We start from the raw sequence: 25470 nt of genomic DNA on the forward strand, positions 1-25470 counted from the left end.
CAATTCGGCTATAGCGGCATGCCACGCATCGCGAAAATCTTAACGATCGATGAAAAACTATAGTTAACAACTTCTAATAACAGTGCGGAACACGTAGCCAACTTCATCAATCTACAATAGATTCCCTGACATGTTCGCTCGCAGTTGAGCGCTGATTCTATTGGTGTCACGGACGGCTACGGAGAATGATTTGATTAGTGGGGGCGGATTGCTTGAAAAAGCATGTGAGGGCGTATTAACGCTTACTCTGCCCGCCTGCATTAAAGACAGTCAGTTGCGATATGTCTGCGTCAACTCCGCCTATGCCCGCTTCAACGGTCGCCCCGCAGCAGATTTCTACCAGAAAACCACGCAGGAACTCTTCGGCAATGCCAAGGATGTGGGGCGCGAAGACAAGGAGCGTCGCTGCCTTGTCTTTGCAACGGAAGAAGTCACTGCAAGCGCCGATCAGCACGCCAGCCAGACACATGCCGTCAAATGCGAACGTTTTGAATCGGAAAACGGCGATCTGTTTCTGTTCGAAATATTCGAGACCATGCCGTCTTTCGACATGGAACGCGCCGCCGCCCAGAACGAACCGTTGATCGGCAGCAGCCTTCTCGATCTTCTGGATGTCGGCGTTGCGGTTTACGATCCCGAAGACAGGCTGATCTACTCCAACGCCCGTCTGGAAAATCTGTATCGCGAACTGAACCTCGACTGGAAGCCGGGGCTTGAGCTTAACGCCATCGTCACGGCCTTCCATGATCGCTACGTCAAATCGGGCGTGCTGCAAGAAGAAGGCGATGCCAACAGGCTGGACTGGGTGGAACAGAGGCTGCAGGCAACCCGCACGCCCTATTCCGAATTCATGCAGGAAATGAGCGACGGTCGCTGGATCCGCTTCATCAACAAGCGGCTTGAAAACGGGCTGCTCGTTGCGCTTCGTATCGACGTTACCGATGCCAAGACGCAGGAAATGCTGGTGGAGAGGCATACGCGCGAGAACTGGCTGTTCCGCGAAGCGCTGGAACGCCTGCCGGTTGCCGTCTTCATGCTGGATAGCAAACGCCGCCTCACCTACGCAAACGCTTCTTACGAGACATTGTGGGGCGAGCCTCGGGAGAAATATTACGGACTGACGGAAGAGGAAATCTTCCTGCACGAAGGCGAAGGCTTCCGGCAGGAAAATGTCCACATTCTGGAAACGGGCGAAGAGCTGCAAAAGACGCAGGAGATCGTCCTCAACAACGGCACCACCGTGCCCACCATCATCAGGATTGGCCGCATCGTCACCCCTGCTGAGGAACCCTATCTGGTCGGCTCTGTGACCGATACGACCACGCTGATGCAGGGACAGCAGGAACTGCTGGCAGCCCGCAATGAGGCGGAGAAACTCCACGCCGAAGTCGAATCCCTTCTGCAATCCATGCCAGTAGGCGTGATGCTGCTGGGACCGGACCTGACGATTGAATATGCCAACAGCCGCTTTTACGACCTGTGGGAAGTAACCGAGAAGATCGACCTCGTCGGAAAGTCCTACCGCACCTATCTGCAACTGGGCTACGAATGCGGCAAGTACGAATTTGGCGGCATGACGCTGGAGGAGGCCTATCTCGACCGTGTCGAGCGGCTAAACCGGATCGATGGCAACACATCGCGTGAGATTTCCAGCAAGTCGGGCCGCTTCATCATCCTATCAGAGCGCCGCATTGCCGGCGGCAAAATCCTCATCACCTTCTCCGATAGCACCGCGGTGCGCGTTCGCGATGAGGAAATCAGCGCCGCCCGGCAGGAATTGCAGCGCGTTGGCGAATATATGCAGGATGCGACGCGCGTCATGGCGCAAGGGCTCGCACTGGTGCAGGACGGCAAGATCATCATGTCCAATGATGCTCTATCGCGCATGTTCGATGTGCCGCCGCAATTGCTGGCCGCAGGTGTCAGCTGGCTGCCATTCTTCGCCTATTGTGCAGACCGCGGCGATTTCGGAACCGAAGAGCAGACGATATCGACCCGCACGCAATGGCTGGACAATGTTGCCGCCGCCAAGCCGTTCTCATCGCTGATCCATGTGGATGGCAAACGCTGGCTCAATGTGGAATCCACCATCGGTGCCGGCAATTACTGGCTCGTCATCGCCACCGACATTACCGAGATGAAACAGCGCGAGGCCGAGCTTGAAGGCCTGCTGGCGCGGGCGGAAGCCGCAGACCGGGCAAAATCCGAGTTTCTGGCCAATATGAGCCACGAAATCAGAACGCCAATGAATGGTGTTCTCGGCATGGCGGAACTGCTGGCAAAATCCAGTCTGGATACGCGACAGCGGACATTCACCGACGTCATCGTCAAATCCGGCAACGCGCTGCTGACGATCATCAATGATATTCTGGATTTCTCCAAGATCGATGCTGGACAGATGGCATTGCGCTCCACGCCTTTCGATGCCGCCGAGGCGGTGGAAGACGTCGCCTCCCTGCTGTCATCGCAGGCGCTGGAAAAGAACATCGAGCTGATCGTCCGTGTCGATCCGACCTTGCGCAATCTGGTCAGCGGCGATGCCGGTCGTTTCCGGCAGATCGCAACGAACCTCATCGGTAACGCCATCAAGTTTACCGAGATGGGGCATGTGCTGATCGAGCTCTCAGCCGAGGCCATAGACAACAGCGAAGTCATTCTGACATTGCGGGTGGAAGACACCGGCATCGGCATCGCGCCGCACCAGCTGGACCGCATTTTCGAAAAATTCAGTCAGGCAGACACCTCCTCCACCCGCAGGCACGAAGGCACAGGCCTTGGCCTTGCGATTACGGTGGGGTTGGCCGGACTTTTCGGCGGCAAGGTAGATGTGGTAAGCACACTCGGCCAAGGCTCAGCCTTTACGGTCAGCCTGCCTCTGCGTATTGTTGGGACCCGCACCGAGCAGACGGTTTCCCCCATCGACACTAGAAAAGTGAGCGTCCTCGTCATTGATGATAATGCCGTGAACCGGCAGATATTGACCGAACAGCTGACAAGCTGGGGCGTGGACAGCTATGCCGCAGATAGCGGCCCGGCAGGCATTGCCGTTCTGGAAGAAGCGGCGAAGATCGGCTTTGACATCGATGCGGTCATTCTTGATTACCACATGCCCGATATGGACGGAATGCAGGTGGCGCGTTTGCTGCGCAGCAACCCGCGCCTCAGCTCTACGCCGATTATTTTCCTGACTTCGATGGATGCGGTCAATGACCGGGGCGGGTCGGCGGACATCAACTTCGATGCCCATCTGATGAAGCCTGTGCGCGCACGTCTGCTTCGCAAGACGCTGACGGATGTGGTGCGTACATCACGGGCAAAACGCGGATGGCAACAGCAACAGGCGGCCATCGCGCCGAAACAGGCCAGCCCTGAACAGAGCCAGAAGCCCGTGGCGAAAGTCAGCACGCCGGTCGCCGCAAGCCGCGTTTCGTCTCTGGATGTGCTGATTGCCGAGGACAACGACGTCAACCAGATCGTTTTCACCCAGATTCTCCAGCAGACCGGCCTCACCTTCCGGATCGTGGACAATGGAAAACAGGCGGTTCAGGCCTGGCGCACCGATAATCCGGCGATCATTCTGATGGATGTGTCCATGCCGGTCATGAACGGGCATCAGGCCACGCAGGCCATTCGCGCCGAGGAAGACAATGCCATGAACGTCGCGCGTGTTCCGATCATTGGCGTGACCGCTCATGCGCAGGAGAGCGACCGCGATCTTTGCCTTGCCGTGGGCATGGATGATTATCTGTCAAAGCCCATCAGCCCGGAACTGCTTCAGGCAAAAATCGACAAATGGCTGATGCGGCAGACGGCAAAACACGGCGAGCTGAAGTCCAACTAAAAACGCCGCATGGAATGTCCACGCGGCGTTTCGAAATGTTGGTCGTATCAGATACGGCGTTGATTAACGGCGGCTATTGTCGATCGAGAATGCACCGGGGCCAGCAGCAACCAGATACAGGAAGATGAAGCAGAACAGGATGGCGGCATCGCCGCCGTTCAGCACCGGAAAAACGCTCTTCGGTGCATGCGCCATGAAATAGGCAACCGCCATCTGTCCAGACAGAAGGAAGGCGACCGGGCGTGTGAAGAGACCGATGAGAATGAGCACGCCGCCAATCAGTTCAAGCAGTGCAGCAACCAGCAACAGCGGTGGAAGCGAACCTTCCATCTGCGCTGCGGGGAAGCCGAACAGCTTCTGCGTACCGTGTTCGATGAACAGCAGCGCAGCGACGATTCGCAGAACAGCCAGAAACTGGGGCTGATACCGCGACAGTTTATCAAAAAAAGCCATGTGTCTTATCCTCATAAGCAGGTTCGCGCTATCGCTGACAAAACCCGACAGAAAAATACATCTATTCGATATTGGGTTACACGTTTCCAACGCAAAAACAACTCGCGCGCTCGCAGGTCCGATACCCGAAATATGGGGTAACAAAAAGGTGCCTGTAGAGCCTGCTTGCAGCAGGCCACAGCGCGAGAAACCAGTGGTTGTCTGGCTGGATATGATTGAAGCGTCAGGCCGTCATCAGCACGGCAGGCTGCGTTACGGGATTGAATGGCTCAAAGGTGATGTCGACGCCTTTTACGGTGGCAACCGTATTGGCCGGAATGACATCCCACTTCTCTCCACCCGTGCCAAAGGGTTCGGATGCAATGGCAATCCCCTCACCCATGTTGCGCCAATAAAGTGTCGGCGGGCGGGCATCACTGGACCAGCGGAAGGCGTGCAACGTGTCGCCATCGGCATGGATGGCACTGAAACGAACAGGCTCATCAACACCGGAGCGTTCAACGACATCCAGGCACATCTGCAAGGTTTTCTTTAGGGCACCGACAGGATCGCGGTCGAGACCGAAACCGGCTGCAATCAGAAAGATCGCCTCGCTATCGCCGTTGCCGGCGCGCGAACAATAGACTTCATCGGGAATATGCGCCTCGATGGCGCGCTTGACCTTTTCATAACCGCCAATCTGGCCGTTATGCATGAAAAGGTGCTTGCCAAAGCCGAACGGATGGCAATTGGCCATGGACACACCGCCGGTGGTGGCGGAGCGCACATGCGCCAGAAACATCCCCGACCGCAACTGATGGCAAAGCGATGTCAGATTGCGGTCAGACCATGCAGGCAGGATGCCGCGATAAATACCCGGCTCTCCCCGCTCGCCATACCAGCCAATGCCGCATCCATCGCCATTGACCACCGTCTTCGCCTCCCTCGCCGCCAGCGACTGGCTGATCAGCGAACTTTCCGGCTCGATCAGAAGGCTGTCGAGCCAGACGGGAGAGCCGGTATAGGCGAGGAAACGACACATTTTGGCACCGTTGCAAGGTTGCGATCCGGCTCTCAAAGCGCCGGATCAAGGCGTTTCTAAGATCGTTATGCCTGCAGAACCACCACGCGGGCACCGACCGGTACGCGTTCGTAAAGATCGACAATGTCGTGGTTCAGCATGCGAATGCAACCGCTGGACATGGCATGACCGATAGACTGCGGCTGGTTGGTGCCGTGCAGGCGGAACATGGTGTCGTTGCCGTTGCGATAGAGATACATGGCGCGAGCGCCCAGCGGATTGTTCGGGCCACCCGGCATGCCGCCTGCATATTTCAGGTTCTTGTGTGGCTCGCGACGAATCATGTTCGGCGTTGGCGTCCAGCTTGGCCATTCGGCCTTGCGGCCAACATAGGCATCGCCCCGCAAGGCCAGACCCTGACGACCAACGCCGACCCCGTAGCGCATGGCCTGACCATTGCCCAGGATATAATAGAGACGGCGAGCAGGCGTATCGACGATGACAGTGCCCGCTGGATGCGTGGTCGTGTAGGCCACCTGCTGGCGACGGAGTTCCGGATCAATCTTGTCGAGCGGCATGGCCTTCAGCGGAAACTTCTCATCCGGAATGGCTGCGTAGTTATGTCGTTGCTGGGCGAAATTGGTGCTGGCGCAACCAGCAAGAAGAAGCGGCAATCCAAACAGGACACCACGGCGCGAAATAGACATATTACCCCCGGTCGATGAATCTCTCTGTTAACAAGGAGTAGAATTTTATGGTTAACAAACCTCTAACCGCGCGCGGCCACAATTAACGAAGTATTGCGATTGCGGCGGCCAAGGCTTTCCAAACGAGCATTGACAGTTTGGTGAAAATTTAAGCAAACTCTTTCTTGCAACCTATGGAAATCCGCCAGCCGATCAGGGCCGGAGATGAAACCTTTCCACCTCTGCCGCATTTTCGTGCTGCCGGAGCTGAAACTGCTTATTTTATGTATGTTTAGCGGGGGCAGAGGGACCAAAAAATCTGGATCGAGACTGCGCATGCTTCTTGCATTGCGATCAGCGTTGTATTCAAATGGGCAAAAATGGGGAACCTAAAGTTGGCATTTGACGAAATGATAAATGCGGACTCATCGCCGCGAAGCCCATACGAAAACTATAATGAGTGGTACAGCCGTCAGGACAGATCGCATCTGATCCAGAAATCCCGGGACGCTGAAAATATCTTCAGAAAGACCGGTATCACCTTCGCCGTTTACGGCCATGCCGACAGCGCCGAAAAGCTGATCCCCTTCGACATCATTCCCCGCATCATATCCGGTCGTGAATGGCGCAAGCTGGCCCAGGGCATCGAACAGCGCGTGCTGGCACTCAACGCGTTTCTGGACGATATCTACCACAAGCAGGAAATCATCCGCGCCGGGCGCATTCCGCGCGAACTGATAGAGCGCAACGAGGCCTTCCTGCCGGAGATGATCGGGTTCAAGCCGCCGGGCGGCGTCTATACGCACATCGTCGGCACGGATATCGTGCGCACCGGCGAAGACCAGTTCTACGTTCTGGAAGACAATGCCCGCACACCTTCCGGTGTCAGCTACATGCTGGAAAACCGCGAAACCATGATGCAGATGTTCCCGGAACTGTTCCATGAGAACAAGGTGCAGCGGGTCGAAGATTACCCATATCAACTGCGTCAATCGCTTGCGTCGCTGGCACCTCCGGGCTGCAAGGGCAAGCCACGCGTCGCGGTTCTCACCCCGGGCATTTTCAATTCGGCCTATTACGAACATTCCTATCTGGCCGACATGATGGGCGTTGAGCTTGTCGAAGGCTCGGACCTGCGTGTCATGGATGGCAAGGTCAAGATGCGCACGACGCGCGGTTATGAAGCCATCGATGTGCTGTATCGCCGCGTGGATGACGACTTCCTCGATCCCCTCACCTTCCGGCCAGACTCGGCATTGGGCGTTCCCGGCATCATGGATGTCTACCGTGCTGGCAACATAACCATCGCCAATGCACCGGGCACGGGTATTTCCGACGACAAGGCCATCTATTCCTACATGCCCGAAATCGTTGAATTCTATACGGGCCGCAAACCGCTTCTGGAGAACGTGCCGACATGGCGCTGCTCCGAGCCGGACAGCCTGAAATATGTTCTGGACAATCTGGCCGATCTGGTTGTGAAGGAGGTTCACGGCTCCGGCGGTTACGGCATGCTGGTTGGCCCGACGGCGTCCAAGAAGCAGCGCGCTTTGTTTGCGGACAAGCTTCGTTCGCGACCCTCGAACTATATTGCACAGCCTACGCTTTCGCTTTCCACAGTGCCTATCATGGTGAAAAACGGCATCGCGCCGCGCCACGTCGATCTTCGCCCCTATGTTCTGGTTTCGGACAAGGTAAAGATCATTCCCGGCGGGCTGACGCGCGTTGCGCTCAAGCAGGGTTCACTCGTGGTGAATTCCAGCCAGGGCGGCGGCACCAAGGACACTTGGGTACTGGAGGACTAAGCCATGCTGGGAAGAACGGCGAACGGACTCTACTGGATGTTCCGCTACATCGAACGTGCGGAAAACATTGCCCGACTGGTGGATGCGGGCATGCGCGTCTCACTCACCCGCAGCGGCAGTGCCGACGAGGACTGGGACGGCGTGCTGCAAAGCGCGGGCGCGCGGGAGGAATTCCTCCAGACCCATGAGAAGGTGACCTCTGCCGACGCTATCGACTACATGCTGCGCGACAAGGCCAACCCCTCCAGCGTCATGTCCTGCATCGAATTCGGCAGAAACAATGCCCGCATGGTCCGCACCGCGCTGACGCGCGAAACATGGGAAGCGACGAACGAATTCTGGATTGAACTGAAGAATCTTCTTGGCCGTAAAGTAAAAGCCGCAGAATTACCGCAAGTCATCGATGTTATTAAACACAGAGCCGGGCTCGTGCGCGGCGCGTTTCATGGATCTATGCTGCGCAACGATCTCTACAACTTCTCGCGCATCGGCACCTTTATCGAGCGCGCGGACAATACGGCGCGTATTCTGGATGTGAAATACTACGTCCTTCTGCCAGCCGCCGCGCAGGTGGGCTCATCGCTGGACAATGCGCAGTGGGAATCCATTCTGCGCTCCGTTTCGGCACACCGTTCTTACGGCTGGGTCTATGATGCGGAGTATAAGCCGGCGAATATTGCAGACTTCTTGATCTTGAACGGAAGAATGCCGCGTTCTCTTGCCTATTGTTACGAAAAGATCGTCAGCAATCTTGGTTATCTGGCCGAGGACTATGACGAGCGGCACAAGGCGCATGATACGGCGGAAGCCATTCAGGCGACGTTGCAGAAAACCACGATAAACCGAGTGATGGACCAGGGCCTGCACGAGTTCCTCGAGCTTTTCGTCAACAGGAACGCGCAGCTGGGACAGGAAATCACGGATGGCTACCGCTTCTATCAGTAAGCGGAGTTAAAACGGGGACATGGAATGCGTTTGAAGATCAATCACACGACCGAGTATCTCTACGATGAGCCGGTTCCCTATTCCCTGCAACGCTTGCGGCTGACACCTGCGACCGGGCCGACGCAGACGGTGATGAACTGGGACGTCACCGTCGATGGTGCGACGCTGGAGGTGCGCTATGACGACCACTTCGGCAACCGTGTGGAACTGGTGGAAACCGAAGGACCGCGTAGCACCGTGAAGGTCATCGCGCGCGGCGAAGTCGAAACCATCGACAAGGCCGGCGTCTTCGGCCCTCACATCGGTAACGCACCGCTGTGGCTCTTCATGCGCGAAACACCGCTGACCAAGCCCGGCAAGCTCATTCGCGAACTGGCGCGGCAGGCAACCGGTGACACACAGCTGGAACGGCTGCACGAGTTGATGGCCCTCGTCCATCTCGAAGTGGAATACGAGACCGGATCGACCGGCACGGAAACCACGGCGGAACAGGCGCTGGAAGCCAAAAAAGGCGTCTGCCAGGACCACACCCATATCTTCATCTCCGCCGCCCGCCATATGGGTATGCCCGCCCGCTATGTCTCCGGCTATCTGATGATGGAAGACGTCGCCGAACAAATCGCCACGCACGCATGGGCCGAAGCCCATGTTCCCGGCCTCGGCTGGGTGGGTTTCGATGCCGCCAACAAGCTCTGCCCAGACGAGCGCTACGTCCGCATCGCCAGCGGCCTCAGCTACCGCGATTGCGCCCCCGTCTCCGGCATGCGTGTCGGTCTTTCAGGTGAAAGCCTGACAGTATCCGTGACCGTGGAACAATCTCAGAGCCAATCACAGAGTTGATCCGGCCACTTTCGTAACAATATCGAGATTTACACCTAAAAATTGCGGCGCATTCTACATGCGCTGATCGTCTATTCGCGCCTTCACTTTGCGCCGATACTTTTATTTCAGAGCGTCCGACGGTTACTTATCTTCCAGGTAGCTTATATGTCATATTTATGAAATATACTCTGCCTCCGCATTCCAATACGCGACATTCACGACAGACATTTCGATTATTCACAATCCCAGATGATTTTTATTGTAGGACTCCGGACGAAACCGTGCAAAAGCCAAAAAAAGTCACCACCTTTACGATTGCCACTGTTTTTTATTTTGATTTCAAATAAAGGAAATTTCTCATACTAATAGTCGACATTAATGATTCGAACTTCCTTCATATCGGGGCAGATACTTATCGACTTTAAGGACTTGCAACAGTTTTAGACTCAGGGTTAACTTTGACAACACATGATCTGGCCACACGCGTTAACCAATTTTTTACGTGTCGTAGACGATAGTGACGGCGGTCATGTGAGGTCCGCGTGGACGCTCCCTATTTTTGGTGCGGCACGTTGACCGAAAGCTAAGTTGAAAAACGAAGCTCTAATGTCCAAATGGCGTAGGGATCAGAACAAGATCAGAGTTCTGTACGCATGATGCCCTTCCGATGCGCCGGCTCACACGAGCCATGTTCTGCTTAATCTTGCTATTGTCCAGAACGGACACTCAGTCGTTTGACGTTGCGTCGATCGGGGGAGACACTTTGCCAATTCGCGCAAGAGCGCATCCGGGGTATCGGATGCGGCCCTAAGGCTGCGCCGCGTGGAATTGGTTGGGTGTGTGGCGCTTTGGCCAGTTATCAACGGGGGCACGTGTCCATGACTTCTATTATCTCTTCGCTTTCCATCAAGCAGATTTCCAATCTATCAACCACCACCATCGCCAACCTTAAGACAGACGACATTGCGGCTTTGAGCAGCAAGCAAGTCGCAGCCTTGGGCTCCACCCAGATTGGCGCGATCAAAACCGACGTGATCACGTCGTTGAGCAGCACGAACATCGGCGCTATCACAGCCAGCGCACTCGTCGGTCTTAACGTTGACCAATTGGGTGCAATTGCCTCGGCACAGATTTCGGGCTTCACAGCCACACAGATTAGCTCGCTGGCATCCGAAAAGTTTGCCGCGCTATCTTCAGACAGCCTTCAGGCGCTGACGACTGTGCAAACCCGCGCATTGACCTCCACTCAGGTCGCAACTCTCGATACAGCTGAACTCGCCAGCTTCTCGTCCGATGAGATCGCGGGCCTGTCCATCAGCGCACTCAAGGGCCTGACCACAACTGCTCTCAGCGCCATCGACAGCACCACCCTTCAGGCTCTGACCACAACACAGATTGCATCGCTGAGCACCGCTCAGATCGGCGCAATCACGCCTGCCAGCTTCGCAGAGCTTGGGACCAACCAGATTGTAGGGCTCACCGCCACACAGCTGTCAGTGGTTTCCACCGGCGTCATCGCTGGACTGAAGACCGACCAGGTTGCCGTGATCACCAACAAGCAGCTCGTTTCCCTCAATACGGAACAGCTGGCTGCATTTACCTCCGATAGCATCACAGCTCTCACCACCTCGCAGATCAGAGGTCTGACATCCGATCAGGTCGCAACCCTCGACTCAGCCGAGCTCAACAGCTTCGCGACCGATGAGATTGCAGCTCTGAGCATCAACTCGCTGGCCGGACTGACAACAACGGCCCTCGCTGGCCTCGATACGGACAAGGTCGCAGTGCTGACAACCGCACAGGTTGCCAAGCTCAACTCAGCACAGATCGGCTCCCTGACATCCGATCAGGTCGGCGCTCTGACCACAGGACAGGTCGCCAAGCTCAGCGCAACACAGGTAAAGGCAATCGCAACCACATCGCTGGCAGGCCTCAAATCCGACCAGGTCACTGTCCTCAGCAATGTTCAGGTGGGCGCACTGACAAGCGGTCAGTTGGCTGCATTCTCCTCCGACGGCATCGCAGCTCTCACCTCCTCGCAGGTCAAAGTTCTGACATCCGATCAGGTCGCAACCCTCGACACAGCTGAACTCGCCAGCTTCTCATCCGATGAGATCGCGGGTCTGACCATCAGCGCACTCAAGGGCTTGACCACAACTGCTCTCAGCGCCATCGACAACACTACCCTCAAGGCTCTGACCACCACACAGATTGCATCGCTGAGCACCGCTCAGATCGGCGCAATCACGCCGACCAGCTTCGCAGAGATCGGAACCAACCAGATTGTAGGTCTAACCGCTGCACAGCTGTCGGTGGTTTCCACAGACGTCATCGCTGGCCTTAAGACCGACCAGGTTGCCGTGATCACCAACAAGCAGCTCGCTTCCCTCAATACGGAACAGCTGGCTGCATTCACCGCAGACGGCATCACAGCGCTCACCTCATCGCAGGTCGTTGCACTGACCTCCGCGCAGGTCGCAGCCCTCGACTCAGCCGATCTCAACAGCTTCGCAACCGATGAGATTGCAGCTCTGAGCATCAACTCGCTGGCCGGACTGACAACAACGGCCCTCGCTGGCCTCGATACGGGCAAGGTCGCAGTGCTGACAACCGCACAGGTTGCCAAGCTCAGCTCAGACCAGATCCATTCCCTGACATCCGAGCAGGTCGGCGCTCTGACCACAGGCCAGGTCGCCAAGCTCAGCGCAGCACAGGTAAAGGCAATCGCAACCACATCGCTGGCAGGCCTCAAATCCGAACAGGTCACTGTCCTCAGCAATGTTCAGGTGGGCGCACTGGCCACCGGTCAGCTGGCTGCATTCTCCTCCGACGGCATCGCAGCTCTCACCTCCTCGCAGGTCAAAGTTCTGACATCCGATCAGGTCGCAACCCTCGACACGGCTGAACTTGCCAGCTTCTCATCCGATGAGATCGCGGGCCTGACCATCAGCGCACTCAAGGGCCTGACCACAACTGCTCTCAGCACCATCGACAACACCACCCTCAAAGCTCTGACCACCACACAGATTGCATCGCTGAGCACCGCTCAGATCGGCGCAATCACGCCGACCAGCTTCGCAGAGATCGGAACCAACCAGATTGTAGGTCTAACCGCTGCACAGCTGTCGGTGGTTTCCACCGACGTCATCGCTGGCCTCAAGACCGATCAGGTTGCCGTGATCACCAACAAGCAGCTCGCTTCCCTCAATACGGAACAGCTGGCTGCATTCACCGCAGACGGCATCACAGCGCTCACCTCATCGCAGGTCGTTGCACTGACCTCCGCGCAGGTCGCAGCCCTCGACTCAGCCGATCTCAACAGCTTCGCGACCGATGAGATTGCAGCTCTGAGCATCAACTCGCTGGCCGGACTGACAACAACGGCCCTCGCTGGCCTCGATACGGGCAAGGTCGCAGTGCTGACAACCGCACAGGTTGCCAAGCTCAGCTCAGACCAGATCCATTCCCTGACATCCGAGCAGGTCGGCGCTCTGACCACAGGCCAGGTCGCCAAGCTCAGCGCAGCACAGGTAAAGGCAATCGCAACCACATCGCTGGCAGGCCTCAAATCCGAACAGGTCACTGTCCTCAGCAATGTTCAGGTGGGCGCACTGGCCACCGATCAGCTGGCTGCATTCTCCTCCGACAGCATCGCAGCTCTCACCTCCTCGCAGGTCAAAGTTCTGACATCCGATCAGGTCGCAACCCTCGACACAGCTGAACTCGCCAGCTTCTCATCCGATGAGATCGCGGGTCTGACCATCAGCGCACTCAAGGGCTTGACCACAACTGCTCTCAGCGCCATCGACAACACTACCCTCAAGGCTCTGACCACCACACAGATTGCATCGCTGAGCACCGCTCAGATCGGCGCAATCACGCCGACCAGCTTCGCAGAGATCGGAACCAACCAGATTGTAGGTCTAACCGCTGCACAGCTGTCGGTGGTTTCCACCGACGTCATCGCTGGCCTCAAGACCGACCAGGTTGCCGTGATCACCAACAAGCAGCTTGCTTCCCTCAATACGGAACAGCTGGCTGCATTCACCGCTGGCAGCATCGAAGCTCTCACCTCATCGCAGGTCGTTGCACTGACCTCCGATCAGATTTCAACCCTCGACTCAACCGAGCTCAACAGCTTCGCGACCGATGAGATTGCAGCTCTGAGCATCAACTCTCTGACCGGACTGACAACAACGGCTCTCGCTGGCCTCGATACGGACAAGGTCGCAGTGCTGACAACCGCACAGGTTGCCAAGCTCAGCTCAGACCAGATCGGCTCCCTGACATCCGAGCAGGTTGGCGCTCTGACCACAGACCAGATTGCGAAGCTCAGCGCAGCACAGGTAAAGGCAATCGCAACCGCATCGCTGGCAGGCCTCAAATCCGGCCAGGTCACTGTCCTCAGCAATGTTCAGGTGGGCGCACTGGCAACCGGTCAGCTGGCTGCATTCTCCTCCGACGGCATCGCAGCTCTCACCTCCTCGCAGGTCAGAGTTCTGACATCCGATCAGGTCGCAACCCTCGACACGGCTGAACTTGCCAGCTTCTCATCCGATGAGATCGCGGGTCTGACCATCAGCGCACTCAAGGGCCTGACCACAACTGCTCTCAGCACCATCGACAACACTACCCTCAAGGCTCTGACCACCACACAGATTGCATCGCTGAGCACAGCTCAGATCGGCGCAATCACCCCGACCAGCTTCGCAGAGATCGGAACCAACCAGATTGTAGGTCTAACCGCTGCACAGCTGTCGGTGGTTTCCACCGGCGTCATCGCTGGCCTCAAGACCGATCAGGTTGCCGTGATCACCAACAAGCAGCTCGCTTCCCTCAATACGGAACAGCTGGCTGCATTCACCGCTGGCAGCATCGAAGCTCTCACCTCATCGCAGGTCGTTGCACTGACCTCCGATCAGATTTCAACCCTCGACTCAACCGAGCTCAACAGCTTCGCAACCGATGAGATTGCAGCTCTGAGCATCAACTCTCTGACCGGACTGACAACAACGGCCCTCGCTGGCCTCGATACGGACAGGGTCGCAGTGCTGACAACCGCACAGGTTGCCAAGCTCAGCTCAGACCAGATCGGCTCCCTGACATCCGAGCAGGTTGGCGCTCTGACCACAGACCAGATTGCGAAGCTCAGCGCAGCACAGGTAAAGGCAATCGCAACCGCATCGCTGGCAGGCCTCAAATCCGGCCAGGTCACTGTCCTCAGCAATGTTCAGGTGGGCGCACTGGCCACCGATCAGCTACAGGCATTCTCCTCCGACAGCATCGCAGCTCTCACCTCCTCGCAGGTCAGAGCTCTGACATCCGATCACGTGGCAACCCTCGACTCAGCCGAGCTCAACAGCTTCACCACTGACGAGATTGCAATGCTCAACAACACTGCACTTCCGGGACTGAAGACGGATGCAATCGCGGGACTGACGGATGAGACGATCGACGCTCTCAGGCCTAAGTTGCAGTATCTCAACGACGAACAGGCGAGTGTCTTCCTCGCCGCTTATAACAACGTATAAGTAAGGCTGACGATTAAACTGAAATCGAACGGCGCGACCTCGGTCGCGCCGTTTCACTTTGTGGAGCCGCTCCATTTGAAGCGCATAATTTGAAACTGTTTTTTTGCAGGCGCTTAAGTTCTTGTTTTTGGCGCATAACTCCGCAAGACCGCGACCTAACTCAAAGCTCCGTCAATCTTCTGAGTGCACTGCTTTTCCTCAAGACAATCCATCGTCATTCCCTTCGCATTTACGAAACACGGTCCCCTCTTGCGCTTCCGGTTCTCCTGAACCACAGTCCACGAAAAAGAGGGAGCAACGCCCATGCAGCCGCCACGTGGAATTATGGAAACCGTGGTTTACGCCGACGATCTGGACGCGGCTGAGCGGTTTTATCGTGAGGTGTTTGGGCTTGAGGTCGTCAGGAAGCTTGCCGGGCAGTTCGTCTTTTTCCGATGCGGGCAGCAGATGTTGCTGGTCTTTGATCCGGCCAAGTCACGCGTTGCCGATGCGGGCAATCCGATACCGCGACATGGCACGTCTGGACAGGGACATTTCTGCTTCTGCGCAAAGGACAAGCTGGAAGTCGATGCCTGGAGGGATCACTTCGTGTCTCTTGGCATTGAAATCGAGTATTACCAGCGCTGGGACAATGACAGCTATTCCGTCTATATCGCGATCCCGCTGGCAATTCGGTCGAGGTTGGTGAAGTGAGGCTTTGGGGCCTTGATACGCCATAAAACAAAAAGCCCCGAACCATAGGTTCAGGGCTTTGAATGCTTGCCGGAGATCAGCTTAGAGCTGATGCACGGTGATGGCTTCTTCCATCTCTACACGCAGCGCGTTGCGCAGAGGCAGGCCGAAACCGGCTGCTTCGATTTCGAAGACGTCGCCAGCCTCAGGCTTCACGCCATCCGCGAAGGAGAGCGTCGCCGTGCCGAACATGTGGACATGCACTTCACCCGGCGCACGGAACAGACCATATTTGAAGTGGTGGTATTCCAGATTGGCGAAGGTGTGGGACATGTTGTCCTCACCGGACAGGAACGGTTTTTCGAAAATCACCTTACCGTCGCGCAGGATACGCGATGTGCCGCGAATATCCGAGGGCGGTGCGCCGACGCGGATTTCTGGGCCGAAGCTTGCAGGGCGAAGCTTGGAGTGAGCGAGATAGAGATAGTTCATCCGCTCTGTAACGTGATCGGAGAACTCGTTGGACACGGCAAAGCCGATGCGGAAAGCCTCACCCTTGTCCGAGATGACATAGATACCAGCCATTTCCGGCTCTTCACCGCCGTCGAGCGCGAAGGATGGAGAAATCAGCGCCGCACCCGGTGCTGTCGCGACATGGCCGTTGCCCTTGTAGAACCACTCGGGCTGACCGCCCTTTTCGCCAGCCTTCGGCTTGCCGTTCTCAAGGCCCATCTTGAACATCTTCATGGAGTCCGTCAGGCTCTCCTCGGATGTCTCGCTGGTCTTTTTGTGCATGCTGTCCCGGGTCGCGGCCGAGCCCAGATGCGTCAGACCGGTGCCCGTCAGGTGCAGATGCGCCGGATCCGGATGGGTGATCGGGGGCAAAAAGCGGCCTTCGGCATAGACCTCTTCGAGATCGATGGCGTCGCCGTAACCACGGGCCGAGATGACGTCGGCCAGCGATTTTCCGCCATTGGCCGCTTCGAGTGCCAGCGCGTAAACGGATTCGGCATTATTGACGGCACGCGCCTGCCCACCCTCTTCACGAACGGCGACGATGATCTTTCCGCTCGCATCCTTGATCTGAGAAATCAGCACGGTAATTCCTTTCAACGACGTTATGACGTCTACATCTCATGAAAGTGGCCGGAAACCGGCCACTCTTTTCGTTCGATATGGGATGGACCGATCTGACGATCAGCCCTTGTTCTTGTTGTAGACGTCGAAGAACACTGCAGCCAGAAGCACGAGGCCCTTGACCATCTGCTGGAAGTCGATACCGAGACCGACGATCGACATGCCGTTGTTCATCACGCCCATGATGAAGGCGCCGATAACAGCACCGGTGATCTTGCCAACGCCGCCGGAAGCCGAAGCACCGCCGATGAAGCAGGCCGCGATGACGTCCAGTTCGAAGCCAACGCCAGCCTTCGGCGTTGCCGAGTTGAGGCGCGTGGCGATGATCATGCCGGCGAGACCAGCCAGAACACCCATGTTGACGAAGGTGAGGAAGCTCAGGCGTTCGGTGTTGATACCCGAAAGCTTGGTAGCCTTCTCGTTGCCGCCCATGGCGTAGATGCGACGACCGATGGTCGTGCGACGCGTGACGAAGCTGTAAAGCGCGATCAGCACCAGCATGACAATGAGGACGTTCGGCAGGCCGCGATAGGTGGACAGCTGATAGCCGAGGAACAGGATTGCGCCAGCAATCAGAAGGTTCTGCACAATGAAGAAGCCGAAAGGCTCGACATCGATGCCGTGGCGAACATTCACCTGACGGCGACGCAGTGCCAGCACGAACAGAGCAAGTGTGATCGCAAGCGTCAGCACCATGGAGGTGACGTTGATGCCTTCAATGCCGCCAATATCCGGCAGGAAGCCCGTGCTGACGACCTGGAAATCGACCGGGAACGGACCGATATTCTTGCCGCCCAGCACGAAGAGTGTCAGGCCGCGGAATACGAGCATGCCCGCCAGCGTCACGATGAAGGATGGAATGCGGTGATAGGCAATCCAGTAGCCCTGTGCCGCACCGATGATGCCGCCGACGCCAAGGCAGATGAGCGCCGCCAAAAGCGGGTTCATGCCCCATTGCACGGTCAAAATGGCCGCTATCGCGCCAACGAAGGCGACGATTGAGCCGACCGAAAGGTCGATATGCCCGGCCACGATGACTAGCAGCATGCCCAGAGACATGATGACGATGAACGAGTTCTGAAGGATCAGGTTCGTCAGGTTAACCGGGCGAAACAGAATGCCGCCGGTGTAAAACTGGAAGAAAACCATGATGGCGACGAGCGCGATCAGCATGCCATATTCGCGGATGTTGGCACGAATATACGAGCCGACTGAAACGACGTTGCTTTCTTCGGTGGATGTGTTGGCCGAACTCATCAGTTCTTCTCCCCTGAGCGCATAATAGCGCGCATGATGCTTTCCTGGCTCGCCTCTCCCTTCGGCAATTCGGCGACAATCCGTCCTTCGTTCATAACGTAGATGCGGTCGCAATTGCCAAGCAGTTCGGGCATTTCCGATGAGATCATCAGAACGCCTTTTCCGTCGGCGGCGAGCTGGTTGATAATGGTGTAGATTTCGTATTTTGCACCGACGTCGATACCGCGCGTCGGTTCGTCCAGAATGAGGACGTCAGGATTGGAGAACAACCACTTCGAAAGCACAACCTTCTGCTGGTTGCCCCCTGAAAGATTGACCGTTTCCTGAAAGATGCCGGACGAGCGAATGCGCAGACGCTTGCGAAAATCGTTTGCGACCGACATTTCCTTGTGGTCGTCGATAACGCTTGCGGAAGACACACCGGCCAGATTGGCAAGCGTGGTGTTGTGCAGAATATTGTCGTTGAGCACGAGGCCCAGATGTTTGCGGTCCTCGGTCACATAAGCCAGACCTGCGTCGATGGCCTTACGCACTGTGCTGACATCAACCGGCTTGCCGTGAATCAGAACATCGCCGGTGATCTTGTGGCCATAGGACTTGCCGAACACGCTCATTGCGAATTCCGTGCGACCTGCGCCCATCAGACCTGCGATGCCGACAACTTCGCCCTTGCGGACGTTGATGTTGATATCGTGCAGCATCTGCCGGTCACGGTGCTGCTGGTGATAGGCGTTCCAGTTCTTTACTTCCAGAATGGTCTCGCCAATCGGCACGTCGCGTGGAGGGTAACGGTCTTCTAGATCGCGGCCCACCATGTTTCTGATAATGACGTCTTCGCTGATCTCTTCCTTGTGACAGTCGAGCGTCTTGACCGTCATACCGTCACGCAGAACCGTGATCTGGTCCGCCACCTTGCGCACTTCGTTCAGCTTGTGCGTGATGATGATGGAGGTCAGACCCTGCTTGCGGAACTCGATCAGCAGGTTAAGAAGCGCTTCCGAATCGCTTTCGTTCAGCGATGCCGTCGGCTCGTCGAGGATAAGAAGCTTCACGCTCTTTGAAAGAGCCTTGGCTATTTCCACCAACTGCTGCTTGCCCACACCGATGTCGGTGATCAGCGTCTCAGGCGATTCCTTCAGGCCAACCTTCTTCAACAGCTCACGGGTGCGGTTGAATGTCTGCTGCCAGCTGATGACGCCATTGGTGGCGATCTCGTTGCCGAGGAAAATGTTTTCTGCAATCGACAGAAGGGGAACCAGGGCCAATTCCTGGTGAATGATGATGATGCCGACTTCCTCACTGTCGTTGATCGCGCGGAAGTTACGCAGCTGACCTTCATAGTGAATTTCGCCGTCATAGGTGCCAGCGGGGTAGACGCCTGAAAGGACCTTCATGAGGGTCGACTTTCCAGCGCCATTTTCGCCGACGAGTGCGTGTATCTCACCTTGGCGAACCTTGAGGTTCACGTTCTCCAGCGCTTTCACGCCCGGAAACGTCTTGGTGATATTCCGCATTTCGAGGATGGTATTGTCCATATCGCAATCCAGCGCCGTACAATCCGGCGTTCTTATTTGGGTAAACGGGGACGGACTAAACGCCCATCCCCGCCACGATCATAAGCTTACTTAAGCTGGTCTTCTTTGTAGTAACCGCTGTCAACCAGAACCTGCTTGACGTTGTCCTTGGTTACGGCAACAGGCTTCAGGAGGTAGGAAGGAACGACCTTGACGCCATTTTCATAGGTCTTGGTGTCGTTAACTTCAGGCTCCTTGCCCTGCATGACAGCATTGACCATGCCAACAGTGACCTTCGCGAGTTCGCGCGTGTCCTTGAAGATGGTGGAATACTGTTCGCCAGCCAGGATGGACTTGACGGATGGGACTTCAGCGTCCTGACCGGAAACGACTGGAAGCGGCTGGTCCTTGGAGCCATAACCTACGCCCTTGAGCGAGGAGATGATGCCGATGGAGATGCCGTCGTAAGGCGACAGAACGGCGTCAACCTTTGCGTCTGTGTAGTAGGCAGACAGAAGGTTATCCATACGAGCCTGAGCCGTTGCCGGGTCCCAACGCAGCGTACCGACCTTGTCCATGCCCATCTGGCCAGACTTTACGACGAGCTTGCCGCTGTCGATGTAAGGCTTGAGAACAGACATTGCGCCATCGTAGAAGAAGAAGGCGTTGTTGTCGTCTGGCGAGCCGCCGAACAGTTCGATGTTGAACGGACCCTTGCCGTCCTTCAAGCCAAGCTTGTCGGCAATCGACGTTGCCTGCAACACGCCAACCTGGAAGTTGTCGAAGGTTGCGTAGTAGCTGACGTCGCCGCTGTTACGGATCAGACGGTCATAAGCGATGACCTTGATGCCCTGCGAACCAGCCTGCTTGAGAACGTCCGACAGCGTCGTGCCGTCGATCGATGCAATCACCAGAACCTTTACGCCCTTGGTAACCATGTTCTCAATCTGAGACAGCTGATTCGGAATATCGTCGTCAGCGTACTGCAGATCCGTCGCGTAACCAGCGTCTTGAAGCTGCTTGACGATGTTGTTGCCGTCATCGATCCAGCGCGCAGAAGACTTCGTCGGCATTGCAATACCAACTGTGCCCTTGTCCTGCGCCCAAACTGGCGACGCAAATGCTGCAGCGCCGATGGCACAGGCCGCAACCAACGAAATAATGGATTTCATGAACTCTCTCCCTTGGAACCCTTTTGCAGGCGTTGCTTATCTGCGATGCGCCTTCAAATCCACGCCCGAGCGTTAGGAGTTTAGCTTACATGAACGGAATGCAAAGATACAATCCGAACTTTTGCCACTCCTCCTCGGCACAGGCGCAAACTGTTCTGAATCCATATAACTGTCAAATAGAATATATTGCTTTTCCTATATCATTTTTGTTATATTAAATCGATATAATAGCCCCTCCCAGTTTCATGGAGGCGAAATGGGAAGCGCCATGGAACGAAATGGAACGAATACGTTCGAATTTCTGTCTCTGACCGAAGACAACCCCCTGTTGCGTGCAGGGCTGAAAATGGCCCATTTGCGCATGCTGGTGACCATTGAAGAACACGGCCAGGTAAGCGCAGCCGCCGCAGCGCTCAACATGACCCAGCCAGCCGCATCGCGCATGTTGTCCGAAATGGAAGCCATTGTTAAGAGCCCGCTCTGTCAGCGCGCCTCGCGTGGCGTGGTGCTGACCCAGTTCGGGGAAGCGCTGGCAAAGCGCGCAAAAAAGATTCTTCTGGAACTGCGTGAGGCCAGCCGTGAGTTGGCGCAGATGAAATCCGGCAGCGGCGGCTCGGTCTTCATCGGTTCGGTCACCGCCCCTGCCATCAGCCTGGTGGTGCCTGCACTTCGCAAGGCGATGGATACCTATCCCGGCATCGAGGTGAATGTTCAGGTGGAAACCAGCAACGTATTGGCGCGCGAATTGCTGGCCGCCCGGCACGATTTCGTCATCGGGCGTATTCCTGATGATATCGATCCTGCGCTTTTTAACGCGCATGAGATCGGCATCGAACGCGCCTGTCTTCTGGTGCGTAAGGACCATCCGCTTCTGCAGGACCCACCGGCGAAGCTTGAAGACCTTTCGCAGTATGACTGGGTGTTTCAGCCGCCCGGCGCCTTGCTGCGAAGGACGATGGAAGATGTCTTTCTATCGCAAGGTGTGGCCTTGCCGCGCAACGTCATCAACACGCCGTCTATCGTGCTAACGCTTGCCATCGTGACGCAGACCAATGCGATTGCGCCGCTGTCCTATGAAATGGCGGAATTCGTTTCCGGCCAGCATTCGCCCATGGGCGATATTCGCATTCTGCCGACCGATTTCGATTTGAGCGTCAAACCCTATAGCCTGATCGTCACCAAGGACCGTGCTTTGCCGCCCAGCGCGCAGTTGCTCTATGATCTGGTACTGGAGGAAAGCCAGAATCTGACGTGGAATTGACCACGCAAGCCAGACGCCACCTTCATGTGGTCCTGTGCGCGACATCAACAGGGAAGGTCAAATGCTGTTCGGACAATCCGTCTTCCAGTCAGTGGTGGAACGCCTAGAGCGTGAGGCGGACGACATTTCCCCGGTCGAAGAGCAGCGACCCGACTTCGGGATGAACAGTTTCAGCGCCAGTCTGGCATTCGAAACGGCAACGCAAAACCCGTCATCGGCCAATCTTCCACTCGATTCCTATCTCGATTTTCTGGAAGAACCGGCGGCAGTGCCGGAACCCGAGCCTGAGATCATGCCTGCTTATCTGGAGCGCACATCGCTCTCGGATGTCTCGGATGAATTGGCGATCAGCGAAAAGGACACCGTAGAGACGCTTAGTGAAAAACGCCGCAGCTTCGCCCGCCTAAACCATCCGGATATGGTCAGCCCGCTGTTTCGTGAACATGCCACGAAGCGCATGACGTCAGCCAATCTGCTGATCGATCAGGCCATCCGTTTTCTAGGGACGTGATTACTCTGCGTCTGGCGCAGGCGGTGTCGGAGTGGCTTCCTCGACTTTTTCGGCAGGCGGCTTGAAGGTGATCAGCAGCACATAGGCAGAATAGACCGCCACGCCACCCAGGACGGTTGCCCAGAAAATCTCATGATTGACGAACTCGATGATGGCCCAGGCCGTGCAGAAGCCGACGATCAGCAGCCTGACCCAAAGCGGTCTGTAGATCGGGTGGCTTGTGTCGATAAGCAGCATATTCTCTCCATGCACCGTGATGGCAGCGCTATGAACCTTGCGGCGCGACCATGCCAGACATGACGATATCTCCATCCAGACGCGACAATGCAAGCCCCATATGGCCATCGAACACCAAAGACTGCTCATCTGGCTCGATTGTGATCTGCGGCAGGCCACCCATGCGAACCACGCTGGTCTGTACCATGCCGTCCTGAATGCTGGCCTTGAGAAGGTCGAAGAATCGCGTTCCCGGCCCGGTCACGAAGACCGGCATGGGACCATGCAGGCTGAAAAGCCGCGACAGCCCGTTTCCCAGCACCAGCCCCGCCTGGCGAAAGGCAAAGGCGGCCATGCGGTTTCCTGCGCGGGCGGATGCGGCAATCTTTTCCACCTCGGCCAGCGGTACGAATTTCGCCGGTATCGTATTGGTCGGGACTTCGAAGGCGGCGCGCAGAATGCCGTAGAACCCACAGTAAGCCTCGACGCAACCCTTGGCACCGCAGCGGCAGAGTGCACCGTCAGGCACATGCAGCATATGGCCGAAATTGGGAGCGCTGACATCGGCGCGGCCCTCGCCAATATCCCGCGCCACGCCAAGACCGATGCTGTGGCCGAGCGACAGGGCCGCGAGCGACGTGACGCCGTCCTCACGGCCACGGTTGCGCATCCACAAGGCCTCAGCCGCCAGCAGCGTCTCGTTATAAAGATAGATCTGCGCGCGGAAATGCGGCGAGAGCGTCCTGCGAAAATCCAGCTGCCCCTCCCCCAGCACGGGAGACCACGTCAGCGTGGCACTGGCCGGATCGACCAGCCCCTTGCTGCTGATTGATATATGCAGGATATCGCCCGGCGCAATCTTGGAGCGGTTGGCAAGGCGCAGAACACCTTCGAGAACCGCTTGTGCAAAGGTCTCGCTCGTTCCAGAAGATCTGCCCTCCCCGAAGCGGTCCATCAGTTTGCCAGTGAAATCGACCAGTGAATATTGAACCGCATCCGACGAGATGACGACGACGGCAACATAGCCGAATCGGCTGTTGGGCTGGAACAGAACACGAGGACGCCCCCTGCCCGATGCCGCCTGCTGCTCGGTCCGCTCGATCAGGCTGAAGCGTTCCAGCTCGGCGGTGATGGCGGAAACTGTCGCAGAGGCGAGGCCCGTCAGTTCAGCAAGGGCGGTATGGGACAGATTGCCATGGCGTCGCAATGCGCTGAGCATGCGCAGACTGTTTTGCTGTCGGACCAGCTCGGTACTCGCTATGGCCGACATTGCGTCTCGGTTCCTTCGCCTGTTTTCAACGCCATAAACCCTGTGTAGTCCCGCCGCAATCAACTTCCGGACGCAAGCCCGCAAGTCCTGTTGACAGCTTTCGGATTCTCTGACATTTAATTTCTCGACTGTCGAGAAAAAATGCTTCTGGCATTGCTTGGCAGGTTTTCTGGCGTTCGCGCAGGCATGGAGGTGCCCCGCGTTTTGCCACCACCCGGGAGGACATTCATGAATTCATTTGCCAAGCTTTTGGCGGGTACAGCCGTACTTGTATCGCTGCACACCGCAGCCATTGCCGCCGATCTCGTCGTTGGCGTTTCCTGGTCGAACTTTCAGGAAGAGCGCTGGAAGACCGACGAAGCCGCCATCAAGGATGCTCTGAAGGCATCTGGCGCAAAATACATTTCTGCCGACGCGCAGACATCGGCTGCAAAGCAGCTGACCGATATCGAAAGCCTTATCGCTCAGGGGGCAAATGCACTGATCGTGCTTGCGCAGGACAGCAGCGCCATTGGCCCGGCAATCGAAAAGGCCGCCGCCGAAGGCATTCCCGTGGTTGGTTACGACCGCCTGATCGAAAACCCCGGCACCTACTACATCACCTTTGATAACAAGGAAGTCGGACGCCTTCAGGCCAAGGAAGTCTTCAAGATCAAGCCAACCGGCAACTATGTCTTCATCAAGGGCGGCTCGACGGATCCGAATGCGGATTTCGTTTTCTCTGGCCAGATGGAAGTTTTGAAAGACGCTATCACCTCCGGCAAGATCAAGAATGTCGGCGAAGCCTATACGGACGGCTGGAAGCCTGAAATCGCTCAGAAAAACATGGAGCAGTTTCTGACAGCCAACAATAACAAGGTCGATGCTGTGGTGTCGTCCAATGACGGCATGGCTGGCGGCGTGGTCGCTGCACTGGAAGCACAGGGGCTTGCAGGCTCCGTTCCAGTATCCGGTCAGGACGGTGACAAGGCTGCGCTGAACCGCGTGGCGCTTGGCACCCAGACGGTTTCCGTGTGGAAAGACAGCCGCAAGCTGGGCAAGAAGGCCGGCGAAGTTGCCGTAGCGCTTGCCAAGGGAACGAAGATGGAATCGCTGGAAGGCACCGTCAAGTTCAAGGGCGGCACCAAGGGTGTCGAAATGAGCTCCTACTTCCTGGAACCTCAGGCCATCACCAAGGACAATCTCAACGTCGTCCTGGATGCCAAATGGATCAGCAAGAGCGAGCTGTGCCAGGGCGTGAAGGCAGGAACGGTCGCTGCCTGCAAGTAAGCCTGCAACGGGTCGGGAAGATGGCAAAGCCCAGCTGCATTGCCATCTGACGATCTCTTCCGACAGCGCCGCAAGGGTTACCTTGCGGCGTCAGCGGCACGCGCAAGG

17 protein-coding genes and 1 pseudogene are annotated in these 25470 nt (G+C 56.7%); 9 read left to right on the forward strand and 9 right to left on the reverse strand.

Annotated features, from left to right (window positions below):
- Window positions 1-208: 208 nt before the first annotated feature.
- Window positions 209-3841, forward strand: coding sequence for a response regulator (locus tag ABUK73_RS11585; RefSeq protein WP_353577404.1), 3633 nt, complete (start codon window positions 209-211; stop codon window positions 3839-3841).
- Between the two features lie 63 nt (window positions 3842-3904).
- On the opposite strand, the gene ABUK73_RS11590 is transcribed toward ABUK73_RS11585, so the two are convergent.
- The 3 genes from ABUK73_RS11590 to ABUK73_RS11600 all read right to left on the reverse strand — a co-directional run bounded on the left by ABUK73_RS11590 (window position 3905) and on the right by ABUK73_RS11600 (window position 6001).
- Window positions 3905-4294: a DoxX family protein gene (locus tag ABUK73_RS11590; RefSeq protein ID WP_353577405.1), complete on the reverse strand. Its 390-nt coding sequence runs from the start codon at window positions 4292-4294 to the stop codon at window positions 3905-3907.
- 223 nt (window positions 4295-4517) lie between these two features.
- Window positions 4518-5315 (reverse strand): class II glutamine amidotransferase, encoded by a 798-nt coding sequence (locus tag ABUK73_RS11595; RefSeq protein WP_353577406.1) that lies wholly within the window; start codon window positions 5313-5315, stop codon window positions 4518-4520.
- Window positions 5316-5380: 65 nt separating this feature from the next.
- A complete protein-coding gene (locus ABUK73_RS11600; RefSeq protein WP_353577407.1) occupies window positions 5381-6001 on the reverse strand; it encodes a L,D-transpeptidase in 621 nt (206 codons plus the stop codon).
- A 374-nt stretch (window positions 6002-6375) separates the two neighbouring features.
- On the opposite strand from ABUK73_RS11600, the gene ABUK73_RS11605 reads away from it, so the two are divergent.
- The 5 genes and pseudogenes from ABUK73_RS11605 (at window position 6376) to ABUK73_RS11625 (ending at window position 15802) form a co-directional block, all read left to right on the forward strand.
- Window positions 6376-7785 (forward strand): circularly permuted type 2 ATP-grasp protein, encoded by a 1410-nt coding sequence (locus tag ABUK73_RS11605; RefSeq protein ID WP_353577408.1) that lies wholly within the window; start codon window positions 6376-6378, stop codon window positions 7783-7785.
- 3 nt (window positions 7786-7788) lie between these two features.
- Window positions 7789-8730 carry an alpha-E domain-containing protein gene (locus ABUK73_RS11610; protein WP_113088432.1) on the forward strand — a complete coding sequence of 314 codons (942 nt, stop codon included), beginning with the start codon at window positions 7789-7791 and terminating at the stop codon, window positions 8728-8730.
- Between the two features lie 24 nt (window positions 8731-8754).
- Window positions 8755-9570, forward strand: a complete 816-nt coding sequence (locus tag ABUK73_RS11615) for a transglutaminase family protein (RefSeq protein WP_353577409.1) — start codon at window positions 8755-8757, stop codon at window positions 9568-9570.
- Window positions 9571-10430: 860 nt separating this feature from the next.
- Window positions 10431-15083: a beta strand repeat-containing protein gene (locus tag ABUK73_RS11620; RefSeq protein WP_353577410.1), complete on the forward strand. Its 4653-nt coding sequence runs from the start codon at window positions 10431-10433 to the stop codon at window positions 15081-15083.
- Between the two features lie 303 nt (window positions 15084-15386).
- Window positions 15387-15802: pseudogene (locus ABUK73_RS11625) on the forward strand (VOC family protein).
- A 55-nt stretch (window positions 15803-15857) separates the two neighbouring features.
- On the opposite strand, the gene araD1 reads toward ABUK73_RS11625, so the two are convergent.
- The 4 genes from araD1 to chvE all read right to left on the reverse strand — a co-directional run bounded on the left by araD1 (window position 15858) and on the right by chvE (window position 20835).
- Window positions 15858-16853, reverse strand: coding sequence for an AraD1 family protein (gene araD1, locus ABUK73_RS11630; protein WP_353577411.1), 996 nt, complete (start codon window positions 16851-16853; stop codon window positions 15858-15860).
- A gap of 99 nt (window positions 16854-16952) precedes the next feature.
- On the reverse strand, window positions 16953-18149 hold the full coding sequence (gene gguB / locus ABUK73_RS11635) for a sugar ABC transporter permease GguB (protein WP_113088976.1): 1197 nt from the start codon (window positions 18147-18149) through the stop codon (window positions 16953-16955).
- Window positions 18149-19684, reverse strand: coding sequence for a sugar ABC transporter ATP-binding protein GguA (gene gguA / locus ABUK73_RS11640; protein WP_113088975.1), 1536 nt, complete (start codon window positions 19682-19684; stop codon window positions 18149-18151). The genes gguB and gguA overlap by 1 nt, the downstream gene beginning before the upstream one ends.
- Before the next feature lie 86 nt (window positions 19685-19770).
- Window positions 19771-20835 carry a sugar ABC transporter substrate-binding protein ChvE gene (gene chvE / locus ABUK73_RS11645; RefSeq protein ID WP_113088974.1) on the reverse strand — a complete coding sequence of 355 codons (1065 nt, stop codon included), beginning with the start codon at window positions 20833-20835 and terminating at the stop codon, window positions 19771-19773.
- A 268-nt stretch (window positions 20836-21103) separates the two neighbouring features.
- Between chvE and ABUK73_RS11650 the strand changes: the two genes are divergently transcribed.
- Both ABUK73_RS11650 and ABUK73_RS11655 read left to right on the forward strand, forming a co-directional pair.
- Window positions 21104-22096 (forward strand): LysR family transcriptional regulator, encoded by a 993-nt coding sequence (locus ABUK73_RS11650; protein WP_353577412.1) that lies wholly within the window; start codon window positions 21104-21106, stop codon window positions 22094-22096.
- 61 nt (window positions 22097-22157) lie between these two features.
- Window positions 22158-22607: a hypothetical protein gene (locus ABUK73_RS11655; protein ID WP_353577413.1), complete on the forward strand. Its 450-nt coding sequence runs from the start codon at window positions 22158-22160 to the stop codon at window positions 22605-22607.
- Here the strand turns inward: ABUK73_RS11655 and ABUK73_RS11660 are convergent, their stop codons facing one another.
- Complete coding sequence (locus ABUK73_RS11660; RefSeq protein ID WP_353577414.1) at window positions 22608-22844, reverse strand: hypothetical protein; 237 nt, start codon at window positions 22842-22844, stop codon at window positions 22608-22610. It lies immediately after the preceding gene.
- Between the two features lie 28 nt (window positions 22845-22872).
- The gene (locus ABUK73_RS11665; protein ID WP_353577415.1) at window positions 22873-24093 is read right to left on the reverse strand and encodes an ROK family transcriptional regulator; all 1221 of its coding nucleotides are present in this window, start codon (window positions 24091-24093) and stop codon (window positions 22873-22875) included.
- 228 nt (window positions 24094-24321) lie between these two features.
- Here ABUK73_RS11665 and xylF point away from each other — a divergent pair, with 228 nt between their 5' ends.
- Window positions 24322-25362: a D-xylose ABC transporter substrate-binding protein gene (xylF, locus tag ABUK73_RS11670; RefSeq protein WP_113088982.1), complete on the forward strand. Its 1041-nt coding sequence runs from the start codon at window positions 24322-24324 to the stop codon at window positions 25360-25362.
- Window positions 25363-25470 lie beyond the last annotated feature (108 nt).

Source organism: Agrobacterium vacciniicorymbosi (genome assembly GCF_040427045.1).
Lineage (GTDB): Bacteria > Pseudomonadota > Alphaproteobacteria > Rhizobiales > Rhizobiaceae > Agrobacterium.

What these genes read in the sequence shown, in the direction of transcription:
- ABUK73_RS11590 (WP_353577405.1), bottom strand. Translation starts at nt 4,294, where the DNA reads ATGGCTTTTTTTGATAAACTGTCGCGGTATCAGCCCCAGTTTCTGGCT.
- ABUK73_RS11595 (WP_353577406.1), bottom strand. Translation starts at nt 5,315, where the DNA reads ATGTGTCGTTTCCTCGCCTATACCGGCTCTCCCGTCTGGCTCGACAGC.
- ABUK73_RS11600 (WP_353577407.1), bottom strand. Translation starts at nt 6,001, where the DNA reads ATGTCTATTTCGCGCCGTGGTGTCCTGTTTGGATTGCCGCTTCTTCTT.
- ABUK73_RS11610 (WP_113088432.1), top strand. Translation starts at nt 7,789, where the DNA reads ATGCTGGGAAGAACGGCGAACGGACTCTACTGGATGTTCCGCTACATC.
- ABUK73_RS11615 (WP_353577409.1), top strand. Translation starts at nt 8,755, where the DNA reads ATGCGTTTGAAGATCAATCACACGACCGAGTATCTCTACGATGAGCCG.
- ABUK73_RS11620 (WP_353577410.1), top strand. Translation starts at nt 10,431, where the DNA reads ATGACTTCTATTATCTCTTCGCTTTCCATCAAGCAGATTTCCAATCTA.
- gguB (WP_113088976.1), bottom strand. Translation starts at nt 18,149, where the DNA reads ATGAGTTCGGCCAACACATCCACCGAAGAAAGCAACGTCGTTTCAGTC.
- gguA (WP_113088975.1), bottom strand. Translation starts at nt 19,684, where the DNA reads ATGGACAATACCATCCTCGAAATGCGGAATATCACCAAGACGTTTCCG.
- chvE (WP_113088974.1), bottom strand. Translation starts at nt 20,835, where the DNA reads ATGAAATCCATTATTTCGTTGGTTGCGGCCTGTGCCATCGGCGCTGCA.
- ABUK73_RS11650 (WP_353577412.1), top strand. Translation starts at nt 21,104, where the DNA reads ATGGAACGAAATGGAACGAATACGTTCGAATTTCTGTCTCTGACCGAA.
- ABUK73_RS11655 (WP_353577413.1), top strand. Translation starts at nt 22,158, where the DNA reads ATGCTGTTCGGACAATCCGTCTTCCAGTCAGTGGTGGAACGCCTAGAG.
- ABUK73_RS11660 (WP_353577414.1), bottom strand. Translation starts at nt 22,844, where the DNA reads ATGCTGCTTATCGACACAAGCCACCCGATCTACAGACCGCTTTGGGTC.
- ABUK73_RS11665 (WP_353577415.1), bottom strand. Translation starts at nt 24,093, where the DNA reads ATGTCGGCCATAGCGAGTACCGAGCTGGTCCGACAGCAAAACAGTCTG.
- xylF (WP_113088982.1), top strand. Translation starts at nt 24,322, where the DNA reads ATGAATTCATTTGCCAAGCTTTTGGCGGGTACAGCCGTACTTGTATCG.